At 69.3% G+C, this 19,590-nt stretch carries 11 protein-coding genes and 3 rRNA genes; all 14 read right to left on the reverse strand.

What is annotated here, in order from left to right; translation table 11 throughout:
- The gene (locus HNR70_RS07555) at window positions 1-1,107 is read right to left on the reverse strand and encodes a glycosyltransferase (protein WP_184325101.1); all 1,107 of its coding nucleotides are present in this window, start codon (window positions 1,105-1,107) and stop codon (window positions 1-3) included.
- Complete coding sequence (murJ, locus tag HNR70_RS07560) at window positions 1,107-2,966, reverse strand: murein biosynthesis integral membrane protein MurJ (RefSeq protein ID WP_184325102.1); 1,860 nt, start codon at window positions 2,964-2,966, stop codon at window positions 1,107-1,109. Before murJ ends, HNR70_RS07555 begins: the two co-directional genes overlap by 1 nt.
- Window positions 2,963-3,847 (reverse strand): hypothetical protein, encoded by an 885-nt coding sequence (locus tag HNR70_RS07565; protein ID WP_184325103.1) that lies wholly within the window; start codon window positions 3,845-3,847, stop codon window positions 2,963-2,965. The genes murJ and HNR70_RS07565 overlap by 4 nt, the downstream gene beginning before the upstream one ends.
- A complete protein-coding gene (locus tag HNR70_RS07570) occupies window positions 3,844-5,037 on the reverse strand; it encodes a copper transporter (RefSeq protein ID WP_184325104.1) in 1,194 nt (397 codons plus the stop codon). Before HNR70_RS07570 ends, HNR70_RS07565 begins: the two co-directional genes overlap by 4 nt.
- A 15-nt stretch (window positions 5,038-5,052) precedes the next feature.
- On the reverse strand, window positions 5,053-6,225 hold the full coding sequence (steA, locus tag HNR70_RS07575) for a putative cytokinetic ring protein SteA (protein WP_184325105.1): 1,173 nt from the start codon (window positions 6,223-6,225) through the stop codon (window positions 5,053-5,055).
- The gene (gene recN, locus HNR70_RS07580) at window positions 6,222-7,940 is read right to left on the reverse strand and encodes a DNA repair protein RecN (RefSeq protein WP_184325106.1); all 1,719 of its coding nucleotides are present in this window, start codon (window positions 7,938-7,940) and stop codon (window positions 6,222-6,224) included. Before recN ends, steA begins: the two co-directional genes overlap by 4 nt.
- 11 nt (window positions 7,941-7,951) lie before the next feature.
- Window positions 7,952-8,896, reverse strand: a complete 945-nt coding sequence (locus tag HNR70_RS07585; RefSeq protein WP_184325107.1) for an NAD kinase — start codon at window positions 8,894-8,896, stop codon at window positions 7,952-7,954.
- 5 nt (window positions 8,897-8,901) lie between these two features.
- Window positions 8,902-9,867 (reverse strand): TlyA family RNA methyltransferase, encoded by a 966-nt coding sequence (locus HNR70_RS07590; RefSeq protein ID WP_184325108.1) that lies wholly within the window; start codon window positions 9,865-9,867, stop codon window positions 8,902-8,904.
- Entirely contained in the window at window positions 9,864-10,865 is a 1,002-nt protein-coding gene (locus HNR70_RS07595) for an HAD-IIA family hydrolase (RefSeq protein ID WP_184325109.1), read from the reverse strand. Before HNR70_RS07595 ends, HNR70_RS07590 begins: the two co-directional genes overlap by 4 nt.
- Window positions 10,862-12,652, reverse strand: a complete 1,791-nt coding sequence (locus tag HNR70_RS15870; RefSeq protein WP_246375176.1) for a tetratricopeptide repeat protein — start codon at window positions 12,650-12,652, stop codon at window positions 10,862-10,864. Before HNR70_RS15870 ends, HNR70_RS07595 begins: the two co-directional genes overlap by 4 nt.
- Window positions 12,653-13,081: 429 nt before the next feature.
- Window positions 13,082-13,198, reverse strand: a 5S ribosomal RNA gene (rrf, locus tag HNR70_RS07605).
- 112 nt (window positions 13,199-13,310) lie between these two features.
- Window positions 13,311-16,379 (reverse strand): 23S ribosomal RNA (locus HNR70_RS07610).
- Between the two features lie 355 nt (window positions 16,380-16,734).
- Window positions 16,735-18,254 (reverse strand): 16S ribosomal RNA (locus HNR70_RS07615).
- The 16S, 23S and 5S rRNA genes sit together here, the layout of an rRNA operon.
- A gap of 459 nt (window positions 18,255-18,713) precedes the next feature.
- Complete coding sequence (locus HNR70_RS07620) at window positions 18,714-19,409, reverse strand: demethylmenaquinone methyltransferase (protein WP_184325110.1); 696 nt, start codon at window positions 19,407-19,409, stop codon at window positions 18,714-18,716.
- Window positions 19,410-19,590 lie beyond the last annotated feature (181 nt).

Consider the following 19,590-nt stretch of genomic DNA (forward strand, 5'->3'; position numbering starts at 1 on the left):
CTACCACCGGACGGTTGCCGGGGCGAGCACCTGGGACAGCTGGGCGAGGAGATCCTCAGCACCGGGCAGGTCACGGGCCCTTGACCGGGACGCCTCCTCGGCGCGTCGCCTTGTGGTCTCCTCGCGCATGTCGGCGATGGCGGCGGCGAGCGCCGCGGGGTCGCCGACGGGGACGAGCCGGGCCGCGTCGCCGGTGACCCAGCGGGTGCCGCCCGCGTCGGTGGCGACGATCGCGCGGCCCGCGCGCAGCGCCTCCTGCAGGGACACGGGCTGACCCTCCCAGCGGGCGGCGGAGACGACGAGGTCCGACGCGGCCAGCAGGGCGGGGACGTCCTCGCGTCGGCCGAGCAGCTCGACGGGCAGGTGCTCGGCGGCGATGCGGGCGGCGAGTGCCTCCTGGAGGGGGCCGTCGCCCGCGACGCGGATCCGCACGGGCCTCTCGCCCTCCCCCGGCGTCCGCAACAGCGCGGCGGCGTCCAGCAGGTCCTCCAGGCCCTTCTGCGGGGCGAGCCGGGCGATGACGAGCACCTCGAGCGGGGAGGGTCCGCTCGCGGCCGACGGGACCGGTTGCCCGTCGGCGGGCGGGATCGCCCGGCCTCCGTCGGCCGACTCGATCGGCCCGGCCCCGTCTGCGGACGGGATCGCCCCGGACCGCTCAGGCGCGGGGATGACGGCGTGGCGCACGTCGCGCGCCCCGGCGCGGCGGGCGTCCTCGGCGAGGTCCGGGGAGACGGCGAGGACCACGTCCGCGCGCCGGGCGAGGAGTCGCAGCAGGGCGGCGCCGACGGCGCGGGTGGCACGGGAGCCGATGGTGCGGTTGTGCAGGGTGACGACGAGCAGGTGGCCCCCGCGGCGGGGCGTGCCGAGCGCGGCGAGCGCTCCCGCGCGCAGACCGTGGGCGTGGACGGCGACGGGGACGGTCTCGCCGTGCAGGAGGCGGCGCAGGGTCTCGACGGTCGCGGCGTCGGTGCGGGGGTCGGGGCGCTCGCGGATGGTCACGGGCGCCTCGGCGACCTCCCGGCCCGCCGCGCGGAGCAGGGCCAGCTCCTGGTCCACGTGGGCGGCGAGACCGCCGCTGGCCGTCGGCCGCACCAGCAGGATGCGCATCACGCGCGCCCGCCCGCAGAGTTCTCGTTCTTCGGGGCGTGGTTCTCCCGGGCGTCGTTCTTGCGGGCGTCGCCCGTCGGGGCGTCGATCTCCGGTCCGTAGCGGCCCGCGCGGACGCGGCGCAGCACGCGCCCGGCGAGCTCGCGATCGGTCAGGGCGATCACGGCCGCGGCGAGCGCCGCCGCGACCAGTCCGCAGAGGATCCCGTACACCACGGTGAGGACCTCGCCGGTGCGGACGGTGACCAGCAGCCGCCCCAGCAGCAGGCCGGGGATCGCCCCGGCGAGCAGCGCGACGGGCACGGCGATCGCGGTGCGGCGCACCTGGGTGAAGTGGCCGCCGGGCTCGAGGATGTCGGTGATGCGGGAGAGGCCGACGAGGCCGCCGGCGGCCTGGCCCACAGCGATGGACAGACCGAACACGGTCGCGGCCTCGGCGGCGGAGCGCTCGGGGCTCGGCAGGACCAGGATGATCATGACCCCGGCGGCGATGACCCACCCGGCCGAGCCCACCAGCAGCGCGTCCCGCGCCCGCAGCGCGGCCGAGAGGATGCGGGTGCACTGGGTGGCGACCGCGAAGCCGACCAGTCCCAGGGCGAGTCCGGCGGTGGTCGCACCGACCCCGGAGGCGCCAGCGCGGTCGATGAGCCGGAAGAACTGCTCGAGTGCGGGACCGGCGGCGATGAGCATCGCGGCGCCGATCACGGCGACCAGCATGACGGTGCGCACGGAGGTCGCGGCGACCTTGGCGAAGTCGGTGATGTCCCCGACCAGGCGCAGCTCGGACAGGTGCGGGAACACGGAGGTCACCAGCGGCACCACGAGCACCGCATAGGGCAGCAGATACAGCGCCTGGGCGTACTGGAAGACGGGCAGGGTGCCCACGCCGCCGGCGCGCATGGCCATCAGCATCACCAGCGCCAGCACGAGCTGCTGGGCGCCGACCGCGCCGACCCCGGCGCCGCCGAGGGCGAGGGCGCGCCGGGCGTGCTGGGCGGGCATCCGCAGGGCGGGGCGCAGACGCAGCCCCGACCGCAGTGCGGCGATCGCCACCGGCAGCGCCATCACGGCCACCCCGGCGGTGGTGCCCCAGCCGAGCCATTGCACGGCGGCGGCGTCGATGGTCGTGGTGGTGGCGACCGAGGGGACCAGGTGGGCGTAGACGCGGTAGGACACCATCACCGCGAGCGAGGACAGCAGCGGCATCATCGCCGGCCACAGGAACCGCTTGCGGGCCTGGAGGTAGGCGGCAAGGACAACGGCGATCCCGTACAGCGGCAGCTGCACGGCGAAGATCCGCAGGAGCGTGGTCCCGAGCGGCACGCCGGCGGCGCCGGTGCTCTCCGCCGCGAGCAGCAGCCGGGCGAGCGGCTCTGCCAGGGCGATGACCAGGGCGGCGAGCAGGACGGTGCCGATCAGCGTCCAGGTGAGCAGCACGGAGATGATGCGGTCGGCGAGCGCGGCGCCCTCGGCGGGGGGCCGGGTGCGGTCCCTTTCGCGCTGCGCCTCGATCAGGTCCGGGGCGAGGGTCTCCTCGGCGACGACCTGGTCCTCGGTGTTCCGCTCGGGGACGAGGCCCGCGATCAGGGGCACCACCACGGCGGCGAGCGCTCCGCCCGCGACGATCTCGAACAGGACGTTCGGGAGCATGTTCGCGGTGGTGTAGGCGGTGCCGACGTCGCCGGCGCCCACGCTCGCGCCGAACACGAGGTAGCGGACGAACCCGGCGATGCGGGCGATGACGGTGACGACGAGGATGATCCCGGCACCGCGCAGCACGGAGCGCGCGATCCGGTCACGGCGCTGCTGCGCGTCGGGTGTGCGGCGCGGCGCGGTCTCCGGGGCGGGGTCGGTGCTCATCGCTCCTCCCCCGTCGTCCCCGTCTCACCGGTCCCGCCGGTCGGAGGCGGCAGGGGGCGCCGTCCGAGCCGGTCCACGGCTGCGAGCGCCGGGGTCTGCTCGATGACGGCGCTGAAGCTGACCTTCTCGCTGGCGAGGGTCAGGGCCACGACCCCGGCGAGCAGACCGAGCCGGGCGGGTGCCGGCAGGAGGCGGGTGGCGGCAGTGCCGACGGCCGCGCCGAGCACGTTCGCGCCGGCGTCGCCGAGCATGCCGTGCTCGCGCAGGTCGGTGGGCAGGGCGAGGGCGCCCGGGAGCGCGGCGGCGAGCGCCAGGGCCGCGCCGCTGCGGGCACGCTCGCCCTCCCCCGTGCGGCCTTCGCCAGCAGTGCGCTGCCCGGCACTGCGCGCCGCGGCGGCGAGCAGTGCGGCGGGCGGCAGCACGGTCTTCAGCGCCCGGCCGGGGCGCAGGTCCAGGAGGTTCGCGAGGTTGGCGCAGCCGGCGATGAGCGCGGCATCCGTCGTGATCAGCATGCCGCCGCGCGGGGCGGGGGCACCTGCCGCGGCGAGGAGGGAGAGGGCGGGGATGCCGAGGGCCTTGGCGGCGCCGGTGGTGAGCCGTCCCTGCCGGAGTGCGCCGAGGTGGCCTCTCAGTCCCTTGGAGATGGCGCGGCCGGCGCGGCGCTGGCGGGGCTCGAGGAGGTCGTCGACCAGGCCCAGCGCGCCGATCCCGCCGAGGGCGAGGAAGTCCGTCGGACGACCCGAGCGAGTGGCGAGCGCGCAGGTGCCGAGCACGACGAGCGCGCCCTCGGCGAGGCTCACCTCGCGGCCGGCGAAGTTGGTGCGGCTCAGCTCCGCGCGGAGCGCGTCGACGAAGCTGTCGGGGTGCTGCTGGGCGCTCATCCCTCTCCCCCGCCGTCGGACGCCCCGCCGTCGGTGGTGCCGCCGTCGGTGGTGCTGCCCGTGCCCGCCTCCTCCTGCAGCCCGGAGGTCTCGGGCAGGGAGGGCAGGCGGTCGGCGGCGTCGGCGGTGGTGCCATAGGCGCCCGCGCCGCCGCGGGTCTGCTCGACCAGTGCCAGCACCGCCAGCAGCGGACCGTCGGACTCCTGGAGCCGGTCGGTGGTGGACAGGCCGTCGTAGGCGCGGTCCCCGCGCACGGTGCGCAGGATGCCGGTGGAGGCGTCGTTGCCGGGGGTCGCGGCGGAGACGACCGCGGGCAGCCCGGTGGTGGTGAGCGCGCCGAGGAGGCTGGTACGGGCGGCGAGCAGTGCCTGGTCGCGCTCGGCGGCGGTCTGGTCGTCGTCGGTGTCCACGGCGAGCGCGGCGGGGGCGGCGCTCGCGACCACGACGGCGTCCACGGCCTCGGGGGCGGCGCCGTCGAGGCTCACCATGCGGTGGTCGATGAGCACCTGCCACAGCTGGGCGCGCTGCTCGGCGGTGAGAGCGGAGCCGGTGCCCGCGCCCGTGTCCGCGCCGTTCTCCGTGCCGCTGTCCGTGCCGTTCTGTGTGCCGTTCCCGGGGTCGCCCTCCGTGCCCGGTGCGGACCCGGTGCCGGCCTGGCCGTCCGCGGTGCCGGCCTCTCCGGCCAGCAGCACCGGGACGAGGGCGGCCAGACGCTGGCCGTCGGTGAGCTCGGACCCGTCGGCCTCGCCCGGGAGATCGGGAGCGATCTCGAGCGCGGCGGCGATCGCGTCGGCCCGATCCTGATCGCGGCCGGGCTCCCACAGGGTGCTCTGCAGCTCCACCCGCACGGTGGAGGCGGCACCGGCGTCGCTGAGCAGGGAGACCATGCGATCCACGGCGTCGCGGGTGGTGGTGCTGTCGGTGAGGACGGCGACCCGGGTGCCGTCGAGGGACCCGGCGACGAGGTCGGGGCCGATGTCGGTGATGAAGGAGGCGAGCTCGTCGCGCTGGGCGGTGAGGTCCTCCGACTCGCCGCGCAGCTGCTCCTGCTCGGTGCGCAGCTGCTCGACCTGCCCGGCCAGCTGGTCGCCGAGGCTCTCGCGCAGCGGTCCGGCACCGAGGACGATGCCCACGGCGAGCGCGAGGAACACCGAGATCAGCGAGACGAGGTGATAGCGGAAGTCGATCACGGGGACGGGGCCCTCCTACGACCCGGTGGCCCGGGGAATGAACAGCATGGTGAACCAGGACAGGAGCCCGTCGAGGCGGGCGAACAGGATCTGCACGGCGGCCTGCCCGCCGGGGGTGGCCCACAGCGCGACCGCGAGGGCCGCGAGCCCCGCCAGCGCCAGCAGCACGAGCTGGAAGGTGGAGATCCTCTGACGGTACAGGCGGGAGACGCCCTTGGCGTCGACCAGCTTGGACCCGATGCGCAGCCGGGTGAGGAAGGTGGAGCTCATCCCGGCGCGTCCCTTGTCCAGGAACTCCTCGAGGGTGCCGTGGGTGCCCACCGCCACGATGACCGAGGCGCCCTTCTCGTCGGCCAGGAGCATGGCGATGTCCTCGCTGGTGCCGGAGGCGGGAAAGGAGATCGCGTCCTTCGCCAGTCCCAGCTGCTCGAGGCGCTCCATGCCGGGGGCGCGGCCGTCGCGGTAGGCGTGCACGACCAGCTCGGAGCCGCTGCGCAGGGCCCGGTCGGAGACGGAGTCCATGTCGCCGATGATCATGTCGGGCCGGAACCCGGCCTCGAGCACCGCGTCGGCGCCGCCGTCGACCCCGATGATCACCGGCCGGTTCTCGCGCAGGAACGGCTTGAGGGTCGCGAGGTCCTCCTTGTAGTGGTAGCCGCGCACCACGATCAGCACGGGGCGGCCGTCCAGGGCGGTGCGCACGTCGGGGGCGCCGATGCCGTCCAGGAGCAGGTCCCGTTCCCGCAGCATGTACTCCATCGTGTTCTCGGCGAACAGCTCCAGCTGCTCGGACAGGCCCTCGCGCGCGGCCTCCTGCGCGGCGGCGACGGTGTCGTCGTCCTGGCGCACCCCCCGGGCGATCTCGACGTCCTCGAGCAGCACGGTCCCGCCCACGACCGTGACGGTCTCCCCGTCGCGCACCCCTTCGAACACGCAGTCGCCGAGGTCGTCGACAAGTACGATCCCGGCGTCGACGAGGATGCGCGGGCCGGCGTTGGGGTACCGGCCGGAGGTGGAGGCGGAGACGTTGAGCACGGCGGCGGGCGCGCGCTCCACGAGCGCCTCGGCGGCGACGCGGTCGATGTCCTCGTGGTCGATGATCGCGATGTCGCCGGGCTGGAGGCGCTTGGTGAGGTCCTTGGTGCGCTTGCCCAGTCGCGCGGTGCCCTGGATCCGCGGGCCGCTCATCGGCCGGTCCGTCCGGCCTCGTCCAGCAGCTCCTCGGCGTGGGCGAGGGCGACGTCGGAGGCGTCGTCGCCGGCGAGCATGCGGGCGAGCTCGCGGATGCGGCCCGGCCGGTCGAGGGTCTCGACGGTGGAGCTGGTGGTGCCGCCGTCGGTGGACTTCACGATCTGCAGGTGGGTGCTCGCGTGGGCGGCGACCTGCGGGAGGTGGGTGACGACGATGACCTGGGCGTGGCGGGCCAGGCGCGCCAGGCGCTGGCCGACGGCGAGGGCGGCGCGGCCGCCGATCCCGGCGTCGATCTCGTCGAAGACGAACACCGGCGCGGCGGAGCGGTCGCTGCGGGAGGAGGCCAGCGCCACCTCGAGGGCGAGCATGACGCGGGAGAGCTCACCGCCGGAGGCGGCCTGGGCGACGGGCAGGTGGTCCGCGCCGGGGTGCGGGGCCAGCAGGATCGTCACCTCGTCGCGGCCGTGGGCGCGGTGGGAGCGCTCGCTGACGTCGACGCGGATCGCGGCGTCGGGCATCTCGAGGTGGCGCAGCTCCTCCTGCACGGCGGCGGAGAGGGTCGCGGCGGCCTCGGTGCGGGCGACGGTCAGTGCGGTGGCGGCCTCGTCGAGCTCTCCCTCGAGGGCCTCGAGGCGGGCGGCCGCGGCGGTGCGCTCCTCCTCCGCGCCCTCGAAGCGGTCGAGCTCCTGGGCGGCGGTGCGGGAGGTCTCCAGCAGGGCGGTGATGTCCTCGGCGGGGCCGTCGGGGCCGGGCAGCAGCGGGCCGATGTCGCGCACGAGGACGGTGAGCTCGTGGAGGCGCTCGTTGGCCTCCTCGATTCGGCCGGGCGAGGCGTCGATCCCGTCGGCGTAGCGGGAGAGCTCGGCGGCGATGTCGCTGAGCTCGATGCGCAGCGCGTCCAGCCGCTCGGTGAGCGGGGCGAGGGTGGCGTCGGTGCGGGCGGCGCGGGCGAGGGACTCCGAGGCGATGTCCAGCAGCGCCCCGGCGGCGGGGCCGTCGTCGTCGCCGACGAGGGCGAGGGCGGCCTGTCCGGCGGCGCCGCGCAGCTCCTCCGCGTTGCCCAGGCGCTCGATCTCGGCGCGCAGCGCCTCGTCCTCCCCCTGCTGGGGGTCGGCGGCCTCGAGCCGCTCGAGCGCCTCGGTGAGGGCGGTGCCGCGCCGGTCCCGCTCGCGCAGGAGCGCGTCGAGCTCGGTGAGTCGCTCGGTGAGGGCGCTGCGCTCGCGCCAGATCTCGCGGTGGCGCTCGAGGAGGGGGCCGACGGACTCGCCGGCGAAGCGGTCCAGCGCGTCCCGCTGCTCCTCGGGGTCGCGCAGGCGCTGCTGGTCGGACTGGCCGTGGACGGTGACGGCGGTGCCGACCAGGCGCGCGAGGGTGCCGATGGGGACGGGCACCCCGCCGATCTGGGCGCGGGAGCGGCCGTCGCGGGTGAGGCGTCGGACCACGAGCACCTCGCCGTCGTCCTCGTCGGCCCCCAGCTCGTCCAGGGCCGCGGCGAGCTCCGTGTGGCCGGCGAGGGCGAGGGTGCCGTCCACGGTGCTGGAGCCGCGGGTGCGGCCTCGGTCGAGCCGTCCGCCGAGCAGCATGGTCAGGCCCGTGACGATCATGGTCTTGCCGGCGCCGGTCTCGCCGGTCAGGGCGGTGAAGCCGGGACCGAACTCGAGCAGGGCGTCGTCGATCACGCCGATCTGGCGGATGCGCAGTGTGGACAGCACGGCGCCGCCCTTCAGCGGGTGCGGGGGCCGCGCCCCCGCCAGCCCACCACGGGCAGCTGGAACTTCTCCACCAGGCGGTCGGCGAAGGGCGTCGCCGCGAGACGCACGAGGCGCACGGAATGCTCGGACAGGCGCGCCTCGATGCGCATCCCGGCGGTGATGTCCTGGCCGCGACGACCGTCGAGGGTGAGGATCCCCTGCTCGCGGTTGTCGAAGGTCATCTCGATCGCGGCCTCGGAGGAGCGGCCCAGCACGAGTGGGCGGGCGAAGAGGGCGTGCGCGGCGAGCGGGATCAGCAGCATCGCGTCGACCTCGGGCCAGATCACGGGACCGCCGGCGCTGAAGGCGTAGGCGGTCGAGCCGGTGGAGGTGGACAGCAGCACCCCGTCGGCCCCGAAGGAGGACACGGGCCGGCCGTCGATCTCGATGGCGACGTTGATCATCTTCTGCCGGTCGGCCTTCTCCAGGGAGGCCTCGTTCAGCGCCCAGTGGCGGGCGATCGGCTCGTCGTACTCGTCCAGGACCGTGATGTCGAGGGTGGAGCGCTTCTCGATGTCGTAGTCGCCGTCGAGAAGGCGGGCGACGGTGATGGAGAGGTCCTCGACCTCGCTCTCTGCGAGGAAGCCGACGTGGCCGAGGTTCACGCCGTGGACGGGCACGTCCGCCTCGCGAACCGCCTCGAGGGCGCGCAGGATCGTGCCGTCGCCGCCGAGCACGATGCCGAGCTCGACGAGGTCCGCGGCGGAGACGGCGTCGAGCACGTCGACGGCGCCGTTGGTGAGGAAGGTCAGCAGGCGCGGCGGGGCCTGGTCCTCGGGCAGGGCGAGGATCTCGTCGACCTGGTCGTCCACGACCACGCCGCGCACGCCGCGGCGGCGCAGCTCCTCGAGGACGGTGAGCATGGCGCTGAGGGCGTCGCGGCGTCCGGTGTGGACGTACAGGAGGAACCGTCGCATGGTGGTCAGTCCTCCTCGGTGGTGCGTGACGGGGTGGGGTGCGGGGCGCGTGGCTCCCGGCGGCGCCGTGGGACGTCCCCGCGAACGGCAGTCCCGATCATGTCATAGGCCTCTTCGTGCGGCACGCAGGTCGGCCCGGGCGCGCCCGGTCCGCGTGGTCCGTCGGCCGACGGGGCAGTGCGCTCCTCCCCGGTCAGGAGCCCCGACGGGGCCGGACTCCCCTCCCCCGTCCGGACGGGGCGCAGGTGCACGAAGTACTCGCGGTTGCCGTCCTGCCCGGGCAGGGAGCTCGGGCCGACGGCCTCGAGCCGGAGCCCGTGCTCGGCTGCGGTCCCGACGACCTCGCGCACGGCCCGGACCCGCTCCGCTGGATCGGAGACGACCCCGGACTTCGGCAGCGCCCGGCGCCCGACCTCGAACTGGGGCTTGACCATGAGCAGCAGGTCCCCGTCCTCTCGCACGACGCCGGCGAGGGGCTCGAGAACGGTGCGCAGGGAGATGAAGGACAGGTCGGCGACGACGAGGTCCACGCGCGTGCCGAGCAGCTCCTCGGTGAGGTCGCGCACGCTCGTGCCGTCGCGGACAACGACCCGGGGATCCTCGCGCACGTGCGCGGCGAGCTGGTCGTGGCCGATGTCGACGGCGTGCACGGAGGCGGCGCCGCGGCGCAGCAGCACGTCGGTGAACCCGCCGGTGGACGCCCCGGCGTCCAGACAGGTCGCGCCCTGCGGCGACAGGCCCAGGGTGTCCAGGGCGCCGGCGAGCTTGTGGGCGGCGCGGGAGGCGTATTCGATCCCGTCGGGCACGTCGACGACGCTCAGCGCCGCCCCTGCCGGCACGGGGTGGGAGGGCTTGGTGACGGGGCGGCCGTCCAGCCGCGCCCGTCCCTCCTCGACGATGCGCCGTGCGTGGGTGCGGGACCGGGCGAGGCCGACTGCGAGCAGCGCGACGTCGAGCCGGTCCTCGCTCACTGCTGCCCGGCCCCCGCAGGGAGGAGCTGCCCGTCCCAGGCCTGCTCGGGGCTCGTCGCGCGCAGCAGCGCGAGGACGGCGGTGAGGATCCGCGGGTCGTCCGGCGCTCCGTTGATGCGGATGTCGCCGTCCGCCCACTCGGCGCTGACCGCGCCGCAGCGGGCGCGGTCCCCGTCGACGACGGGCAGCGGGAACGGTGCGGTGAGCCCGGAGAGGTCCGGGAGGATGAACGTGGGGCGCTGCGCGGGCACGGCGTGCAGTGCGGTCTCGATGGTGTCCACGCCGGTGAGGACCAGCAGGGACTCCATGCCGGAGCGCACCGCGCCCTCGATGTCGGTGTCGAGGCGATCGCCGACGACCAGTGGACTGCGCGCGCCGATGCGCTGCGCGGCGACGGTGAACATGCCGGGGTCCGGCTTCCCGGCGACGGCCGGCTCGGCGCCGGTCGCATGGCGCAGCGCGGCGACGAGGGAGCCGTTGCCCGGGGCGAGCCCCTGCTCGGTGGGCAGGGTCGCGTCGATGTTCGTGGCCATCCAGTAGGCGCCGCGACGGATCGCGTAGGCGCCCTGGGCGAGACGGCCCCAGTCGAGGTCCGGGGACCAGCCCTGGACCACGGCCACGACGTCCTCGGCGTCCTCGTCCACGGGCACGAGGCCCTCGGCGCGGACCTGGTCGGCGAGGCTCGGCCCGCCGACGACGAGCACCTTCGCGCCCGGCTCGAGGCGCTCCGCGAGCAGACGGGAGGCGACCTGCGGGGAGGTCACGAACTCCTCGGGCGCGGCGGTGATGCCGATGCCGGCGAGGTGCTCGGACGCCTGTTGCGGGGTGCGGGAGGCGTTGTTCGTCGCGAAGACGACGGTGCGACCGGCCGCACGGGCGGCGTCGACGGCCTCCACGGCGTGCGGGATCGGCCGGGAGCCGTGCATGAGGGTGCCGTCGAGATCGAACAGCAGCGCATCATGCAGGTCCAGCAGCGACGGGTCGGGCCGACGGATCACGCGCGCTCCTCCTGGGACTCGACGGCGGGCTCGTCGACCGCAGGCTCGTCAGCGACAGGCTCGTCGGTCACGGGCTCGTCAGCGACAGGCTCGTCCTCAGAGAGCTCGTCGTGCTGGTCCTCGTCGTGCTCGGGATCCTCGTCCTCGGAGTCGTAGTCCTCGTCCTCGTCGGCCGACGGATCGTACGCGTCGAGCACGGAGACCTGCTCGTCGTGCTCGAAGGTCGGATCCTCCGCAGGAGCCGGGGCGGTGCGCCCGAGGCGCTCGGCGGCGTCGGTGAGGCCCTCGGTGTCCGCGTCGGCGGCGAGGGTGATCCAGCGCAGTGCCTCGTCCTGGCGGTCCGCGCGCTCGAGCAGGTCGGCGTAGGCGACCCACAGGCGCACCTGCCAGCGGCCGTCGACCTTGTGGCGCAGCGCCGGGATCTCGAGGGTGCGCAGGGCGGTCTGGATGTCGCCGGTGTCGGCATAGGCACCGGCGACCACGATCATCAGCTCGATGGCGGCCTCGACGCCGAGCTCGGAGGCGGTCTCCGAGGCGGCGATGTCGAGCGCGCGCTCGGGGCGGCCGAGTCCGCGCTCGGAGTCGGCGATCATCGGGAGCACGTCGCTGCGGCCGGTGATGCGCAGCGAGGTGCGCAGCTCGCGGGCGGCGGTGCGGTAGTCGCCGGCACGGTAGGCGAGGATGCCGTAGGTCTCGCGCACCACGCCGACGCGGCCGCCGAGGCGGGCGGCGAAGCGGGCGTGGGCGAGAGCGGTCTCGTTGTCGCTCTCCTCGAGCAGGAAGGCGGACACCATGTGTCGACCGACGCGCTCGGCGGTCTCCTGGCTCAGTCCGCGCAGCTCGTCCAGGGTCTCCTTGTCCAGCTCGCGGCCGGTGATCCCCTCAGGGACGCGCGGCTCGATCGGACGGTCCGCACGCTGCTCCTCGCCGGGGCGTCCGCCGCGGCGGTCGTCGTGCCCGCCGCGGTGGCCGTAGCCCCTGCGGTCGTCATAGCCCCTGCGGTCATCAGGGCCGCGGCGGTCGTCGCGAGGACCGCGATCGTCCCGGCGGCTGCGGTCTCCGCGGTAGCCGCGGTCGTCACGGGTTCCGCGGTCGTCACGGGTTCCGCGGTCATCGCGACGGGGCCGGTCGTCCCGGCCCCCGCGGTAGCCGCCGCCGTCACGTCGACCGGCGCCGTCGCGGTACGTGCGCTCCCCGTCCGAGGAGCGATTGCTGCGGTACGGGCTCTCCGAGCGCGGCCGACGATCGTCGCGGTAGGGGCGGTCATCGCGGCCAGGGCGGTCATCGCGGCGCGGACGGTCGTCACGATAGGGACGGTCACCGCGGTAGGGGCGGTCATCGCGGCGCTGCCGATCATCAACGCGGTAGGAACGCTCGTCCCGGCGGCCTCCCGGCCGACGGTCAGTGCCCTCACCGCCCTGGGAGCGGCGGTCCTGCCACTCCCCGCGGCTGCGCTGATCTCCCCGGCCCTCTCCGGAGGGGCGGGAGGAGTTCCAGCGGCCGGCGCGGTCGTCGCGGCGCCCGTTCCCGCGGCGGTCGTCATCGCCCGCGCGGTAGGAGCGGGGGCCCTCGCCGTTGCCGGAGCCGCTGCGCGAGTCGTAGCGCGGGCGCTCACCGCGCGATCCACGGGAGTCTCCCCCGGAGTGCTCCTGACGCTCCCGGTATCCGCCTCGACTGCCACCGGACTCACCTGTCCGGGGCGCCGAGCGATACTCATTCCGCCGCTGACCGTCTCGACTGCTGTCGTACCGGCCGCGGTCGCTCCCGTTGTTGCTGTCCTCAGCCACCTGGACCGTCCGCCTCTTCATACTCGCCCTATGCGCTTTTCCTCCGCGACTCTAAGCGAGAGAGTGGCCCAGACCCGCAAGTAACTCGCCAGTCCGTGACTGCTTTCACGGGCCTGCGAAGGGTCGCCCTCGCTGCCGGACCGGACAGGAGTGCTGCACCACGGCGAACGAGGAGCGGCGAGCGAGCCGTACGCACCTTCACGCCCGCGGAACCTCCCAGCGCTCCCCACTGACATCATGCTGCCCGTGGCGATCCCCGAGCCGGCACCCCGTGCGGGAACACACCTCACCGCACCGCACAGCACTACCAGCTGTCCGCGCCCCGGAAGCGTTTCGCACGATGCAGCAAAAAAATGGGCATGAAAAAAGGGAGTGGAGGAGGCGAACACCCCTAAGGGGTTCAAGCACTCCTCCACTCCCAGTGAAGATGTCCGGCGGCGACCTACTCTCCCACACCCTCCCGAGTGCAGTACCATCGGCGCGATCGAGCTTAGCTTCCGGGTTCGGAATGGAACCGGGCGTTTCCTCGACGCTATGACCGCCGTAACTCTTTGAGACACAACCAGCCCACACACCACACTGACGTGATGCTGGGGTTGTTTCTCGAGAACCGCACAGTGGACGCGAACACAAGCAGCAACAACACAAAAAGATGAGTTGTTGTAAGTCATCGGCCATTAGTACCAGTCAGCTCCACACATTACTGTGCTTCCACATCTGGCCTATCAACCCAGTCATCTACTGGGGGCCTCACACACCTCAAGGGTGCAAGGATATCTCATCTCGAAGCAGGCTTCCCGCTTAGATGCTTTCAGCGGTTATCCCTTCCCGACGTAGCCAACCAGCCATGCCCTTGGCAGAACAACTGGCACACCAGAGGTCAGTCCATCCCGGTCCTCTCGTACTAGGGACAGGACTTCTCAAATATCCAACGCGCGCAGCGGATAGGGACCGAACTGTCTCACGACGTTCTAAACCCAGCTCGCGTACCGCTTTAATAGGCGAACAGCCTAACCCTTGGGACCAACTCCAGCCCCAGGATGCGACGAGCCGACATCGAGGTGCCAAACCATGCCGTCGATATGAGCTCTTGGGCAAGATCAGCCTGTTATCCCCGGGGTACCTTTTATCCGTTGAGCGACACCCATTCCACAATGAGGTGCCGGATCACTAGTTCCTGCTTTCGCACCTGCCCGACATGTCTGTCTCGCAGTCAAGCTCCCTTGTGCACTTACACTCAACACCTGATTGCCAACCAGGCTGAGGGAACCTTTGAGCGCCTCCGTTACTTTTTGGGAGGCAACCGCCCCAGTTAAACTACCCATCAGACACTGTCCCTGATCCGGATCACGGACCGAGGTTAGGAATCCAGAACGACCAGAGTGGTATTTCAACAACGACTCCACACTCACTGGCGTGAATGCTTCCCAGTCTCCCACCTATCCTACACAAGCCGTCCCGAACACCAATATCAAACTATAGTAAAGGTCCCGGGGTCTTTCCGTCCTGCTGCGCGTAACGAGCATCTTTACTCGTAATGCAATTTCGCCGAGTTCGCGGTTGAGACAGTGGAGAAGTCGTTACGCCATTCGTGCAGGTCGGAACTTACCCGACAAGGAATTTCGCTACCTTAGGATGGTTATAGTTACCACCGCCGTTTACTGGGGCTTAAATTCTCAGCTTCGAACCCAAAGGGCTCTAACCGGTCCTCTTAACCTTCCAGCACCGGGCAGGCGTCAGTCCGTATACAGCGTCTTACGACTTCGCACGGACCTGTGTTTTTAGTAAACAGTCGCTTCTCCCTGGTCTCTGCGGCCCTTCCCGCTCTCACAGGTCGGGCCCCCCTTCTCCCGAAGTTACGGGGGCATTTTGCCGAGTTCCTTAACCACGATTCTCTCGAACGCCTTGGTATTCTCTACCTGATCACCTGAGTCGGTTTAGGGTACGGGCGACCGTATTCGTCACGCCGGAACTTTTCTTGGCAGTACAGGATCACTCACCTACGCCCATACGGGATCCCCATCACGTCTGACCCTCAATGTTCCCAGCATTACCCGGGAACGGGCTGCACGCTTAGACGGACTATTCCATTAAGTCCGCGGAAGCTACCTCTCTGCGTCATCCCTCGCGCTGACCTACTACGACCTTGGTTCCCAGCCTCACCAACCTCCACACCCCGAAGGGTATGGGGAAAGCTCGGGTGGTTAGCATCAGACGCCTCGGTATGGGTCCTCCTACGATCGGTTCGGGAATATCAACCCGATGTCCATCGACTACGCCTGTCGGCCTCGCCTTAGGTCCCGACTAACCCAGGGCGGATAAACCTGGCCCTGGAACCCTTGATCAATCGGCGGACGGGTTTCTCACCCGTCTTTCGCTACTCATGCCTGCATTCTCACTCGTGCAGCCTCCACCACTGGGTTCCCCCGCGGCTTCACCGGCTGCACGACGCTCCCCTACCCATCCCAGCAAAACGCTGAAATGACACAGCTTCGGCGGTGTGCTTGAGCCCCGCTAAATTGTCGGCGCAGAATCACTTGACCAGTGAGCTATTACGCACTCTTTCAAGGGTGGCTGCTTCTAAGCCAACCTCCTGGTTGTCTCAGCAACTCCACATCCTTTTCCACTTAGCACACGCTTAGGGGCCTTAGCTGATGTTCTGGGCTGTTTCCCTCTCGACTATGAAGCTTATCCCCCACAGTCTCACTGCTGCGCTCTCACGTACCGGCATTCGGAGTTTGGCTAAGGTCAGTAACCCGGTGGGGCCCATCGCCTATCCAGTGCTCTACCTCCGGCACGAAACACGCAACGCTGCACCTAAATGCATTTCGGGGAGAACCAGCTATCACGAAGTTTGATTGGCCTTTCACCCCTATCCACAGGTCATCCCCTCCATTTTCAACTGAAGTGGGTTCGCGCCTCCACGCGGTCTTACCCGCGCTTCACACTGCCCATGGATAGATCACTTCGCTTCGGGTCTAGAGCCGGCGACTGAACGCCCCGTTCAGACTCGCTTTCGCTACGGCTACCCCACACGGGTTAACCTCGCCACCGACCACTAACTCGCAGGCTCATTCTTCAAAAGGCACGCCGTCACCCCTCAAGGCTCCGACGGATTGTAAGCGCACGGTTTCAGGTACTATTTCACTCCCCTCCCGGGGTGCTTTTCACCTTTCCCTCACGGTACTTGTCCGCTATCGGTCACAAGGTAGTATTCAGGCTTACCAGGTGGTCCTGGCAGATTCACACCGGATTTCACGGGCCCGGTGCTACTCGGGAACAGCGTCACGCCGTGCAGCAGTTTCGTCTACGGGGGTCACACCCTCTACGCCGTCGCACTCACCACGACTTCGACTACCACTACACGTACACGTCGACAAGCCGGCAGACCCATCAGACACGTCCCACAACCCCAAGCCTGCAACCCCTGCCGGGTATCACACAGACCAGGTTTAGCCTCTTCCGCTTTCGCTCGCCACTACTCACGGAATCACTATTTGTTTTCTCTTCCTGCGGGTACTGAGATGTTTCACTTCCCCGCGTTCCCTCCACACTGCCTATACATTCAGCAGCGGGTACCAGGGCATGACCCCTGGTGGGTTTCCCCATTCGGACATCCTCGGATCACAGCTTAGTTGTCAACTCCCCGAGGCTTAACGCAGACTCACACGTCCTTCGTCGGCTCCTTGTGCCAAGGCATCCACCGTGCGCCCTTTAAAACTTACGGCAACACAAAGACACTCTTTGCATATAAAAATTGCTTACAAGATGCTCGCGTCCACTATACAGTTCTCAAAAAACAACCCCACACCCACAACCTCACACACAAAGTGCTCAGAAATGAGGGAGGACCAGCCACACACCCCACAACCCGAAAGTTCCGGGGGTGCGTGCAGCCTCACAACCCAATAGCGTGCCTCCACCTCAAACCCTCCACCAGTCTCGCGTTCCATTCCCTACTGGGAAGTACTTGCTCGTCCGATCTCGGATGAAGTGCCTATTCATCGATGTTCCACCCTGAGCAACCACCCGCCCGACACTCGCGGACGACGATGGCCACCATAATTGGTGATGCTCCTTAGAAAGGAGGTGATCCAGCCGCACCTTCCGGTACGGCTACCTTGTTACGACTTAGTCCCAATCACCGATCCCACCTTCGACAGCTCCCTCACGAGGATGGGCCACTGGCTTCGGGTGTTACCGACTTTCGTGACTTGACGGGCGGTGTGTACAAGGCCCGGGAACGTATTCACCGCAGCGTTGCTGATCTGCGATTACTAGCGACTCCGACTTCATGGGGTCGAGTTGCAGACCCCAATCCGAACTGAGGCCGGCTTTTTGGGATTCGCTCCACCTCACAGTATCGCAACCCATTGTACCGACCATTGTAGCATGCTTGAAGCCCAAGACATAAGGGGCATGATGATTTGACGTCGTCCCCACCTTCCTCCGAGTTGACCCCGGCAGTCTCCTATGAGTCCCCACCATGACGTGCTGGCAACATAGAACGAGGGTTGCGCTCGTTGCGGGACTTAACCCAACATCTCACGACACGAGCTGACGACAACCATGCACCACCTGTGCACCAGTCCGAAGAAAACCCCATCTCTGGAGTCGTCCGGTGCATGTCAAGCCTTGGTAAGGTTCTTCGCGTTGCATCGAATTAATCAGCATGCTCCGCCGCTTGTGCGGGCCCCCGTCAATTCCTTTGAGTTTTAGCCTTGCGGCCGTACTCCCCAGGCGGGGCACTTAATGCGTTAGCTACGGCGCGGAAAACGTGGAATGTCCCCCACACCTAGTGCCCAACGTTTACGGCATGGACTACCAGGGTATCTAATCCTGTTCGCTACCCATGCTTTCGCTTCTCAGTGTCAGTAATGGCCCAGAGACCTGCCTTCGCCATCGGTGTTCTTCCTGATATCTGCGCATTTCACCGCTACACCAGGAGTTCCAGTCTCCCCTACCACACTCTAGCCTGCCCGTACCCACCGCACGCCCGAAGTTGAGCCTCGGGTTTTCACGGCAGACGCGACAAGCCACCTACAAGCTCTTTACGCCCAATAATTCCGGACAACGCTTGCGCCCTACGTATTACCGCGGCTGCTGGCACGTAGTTAGCCGGCGCTTCTTCTGCAGGTACCGTCACTTTCGCTTCTTCCCTACTGAAAGGGGTTTACAACCCGAAGGCCGTCATCCCCCACGCGGCGTCGCTGCATCAGGCTTTCGCCCATTGTGCAATATTCCCCACTGCTGCCTCCCGTAGGAGTCTGGGCCGTGTCTCAGTCCCAGTGTGGCCGGTCGCCCTCTCAGGCCGGCTACCCGTCATCGTCTTGGTGAGCCATTACCTCACCAACAAACTGATAGGCCGCGAGTCCATCCCCCACCGATAAATCTTTCCAACACGCACCATGCGGTGCACACTAATATCCGGTATTAGCCACGATTTCCCGAGGTTATCCCGAAGTGAGGGGCAGGTTACTCACGTGTTACTCACCCGTTCGCCACTAATCAGGCGGTGCAAGCACCACCGTCATCGTTCGACTTGCATGTGTTAAGCACGCCGCCAGCGTTCGTCCTGAGCCAGGATCAAACTCTCCATGAAAATCATGAAAAACTATAACCTGACAAAATAAACAAACGACCAGCATTAAACTGCTGTATCATCCGTTATGATTTGCCATTCAAAAATAATGGCATCGATAAACAGACACGCTATTGAGATATCAAGCAACACGCGCACTCAGTGCTACCGAACCGCTCTCGCGGTTCCTCGCTCCGAGGCAACCCTGATAACTTAGGACTTCCGCTCTCCCAAGTCAAATCGCTGCGGTGTGATCCGCGTCGCGATCCTCTTCCGAGAGACCTTCCGCCCCAGGTCACGACCGGTTTCGCTGGCTGGACTCTCGTCCTTCCCGCTGTCCCGATCTCCTGGGCACGAGGAAGAACATTACGGGCCCCGGAACCACCCCGTCAAGCTAGAACGGCCATTTCCGAGGTGGCCTCGACCACATTGCCTGCGCTGCGTGGCTTCGAGAGCACCGCCGGCGGGTATCTCCGCAGGTCAGGTGGCGACGATGCCTCGGTGCAGGGCGACGATGCCGCCGCTGAGGTTCCGGTAGCGGACCTGCTCGAGTCCGACCCCCTGGAACCACCCGCGCAGCGCCGGCTGATCGGGCCAGTCGAGGATCGACTCGGCGAGGTACTCGTAGGCCTCGCTGTTCGAGGCGATCCGGCTCGCGACCGCCGGCAGTGCGCGCAGCAGGTACTTCTCGTACACGGCCCGGAACGGCGCCCAGCTCGGGGTCGAGAACTCGCACACGACCACGCGCCCGCCAGGGCGGACCACTCTGGTCATCTCGCGAAGCGCCGCCGTCGGCTCGTGCACGTTGCGCAGACCGAAGGAGATGGTGGCCGCGTCGAAGGAGTCGTCGGCGAAGGGGAGGTGCTGCGCGTCGGCGCCGACGAAGGGCACCGGGGCTCCGCGTCGCCTGCCCTCCGCCATCATTCCGAGGGAGAAGTCCGCGGCGACCACCCGTCCGCCGGCCTTCGCGATCGCGGCGCTGGAGGTGCCGGTGCCGGCGGCGAGATCCAGGACCCTGTCCCCCTCGCGGAGCTCGAGCGCATCGACCATGAGCTCGCGCCACATGTCCACCTGGCCCATCGCGGCGACGTCGTTCATCAGGTCGTAGCGCTTGGCGATGCCGTCGAACATGGTCGCGACGTCGTAGGGCTTCTTCTCGAGATCGGCACGGCTCATGCCCTGATCCTCGCACGTCCCATGCTCCTCACCGTCCCAGCTCGGGCCCGTGCACGTCCCGGCGCGTCGCCCGCCGGCAGCCCCGTCGCGCCGCCCTGCCCGCGGACCGCCCGTGCCCGGGAGCCGTGTCACTGGAACAATAGGGGCCGAGCGCCCGGCTCCGTGGGTGCCCGTGACCCGT

Source organism: Brachybacterium aquaticum, assembly GCF_014204755.1.
In the GTDB taxonomy this organism is placed as follows: domain Bacteria; phylum Actinomycetota; class Actinomycetes; order Actinomycetales; family Dermabacteraceae; genus Brachybacterium; species Brachybacterium aquaticum.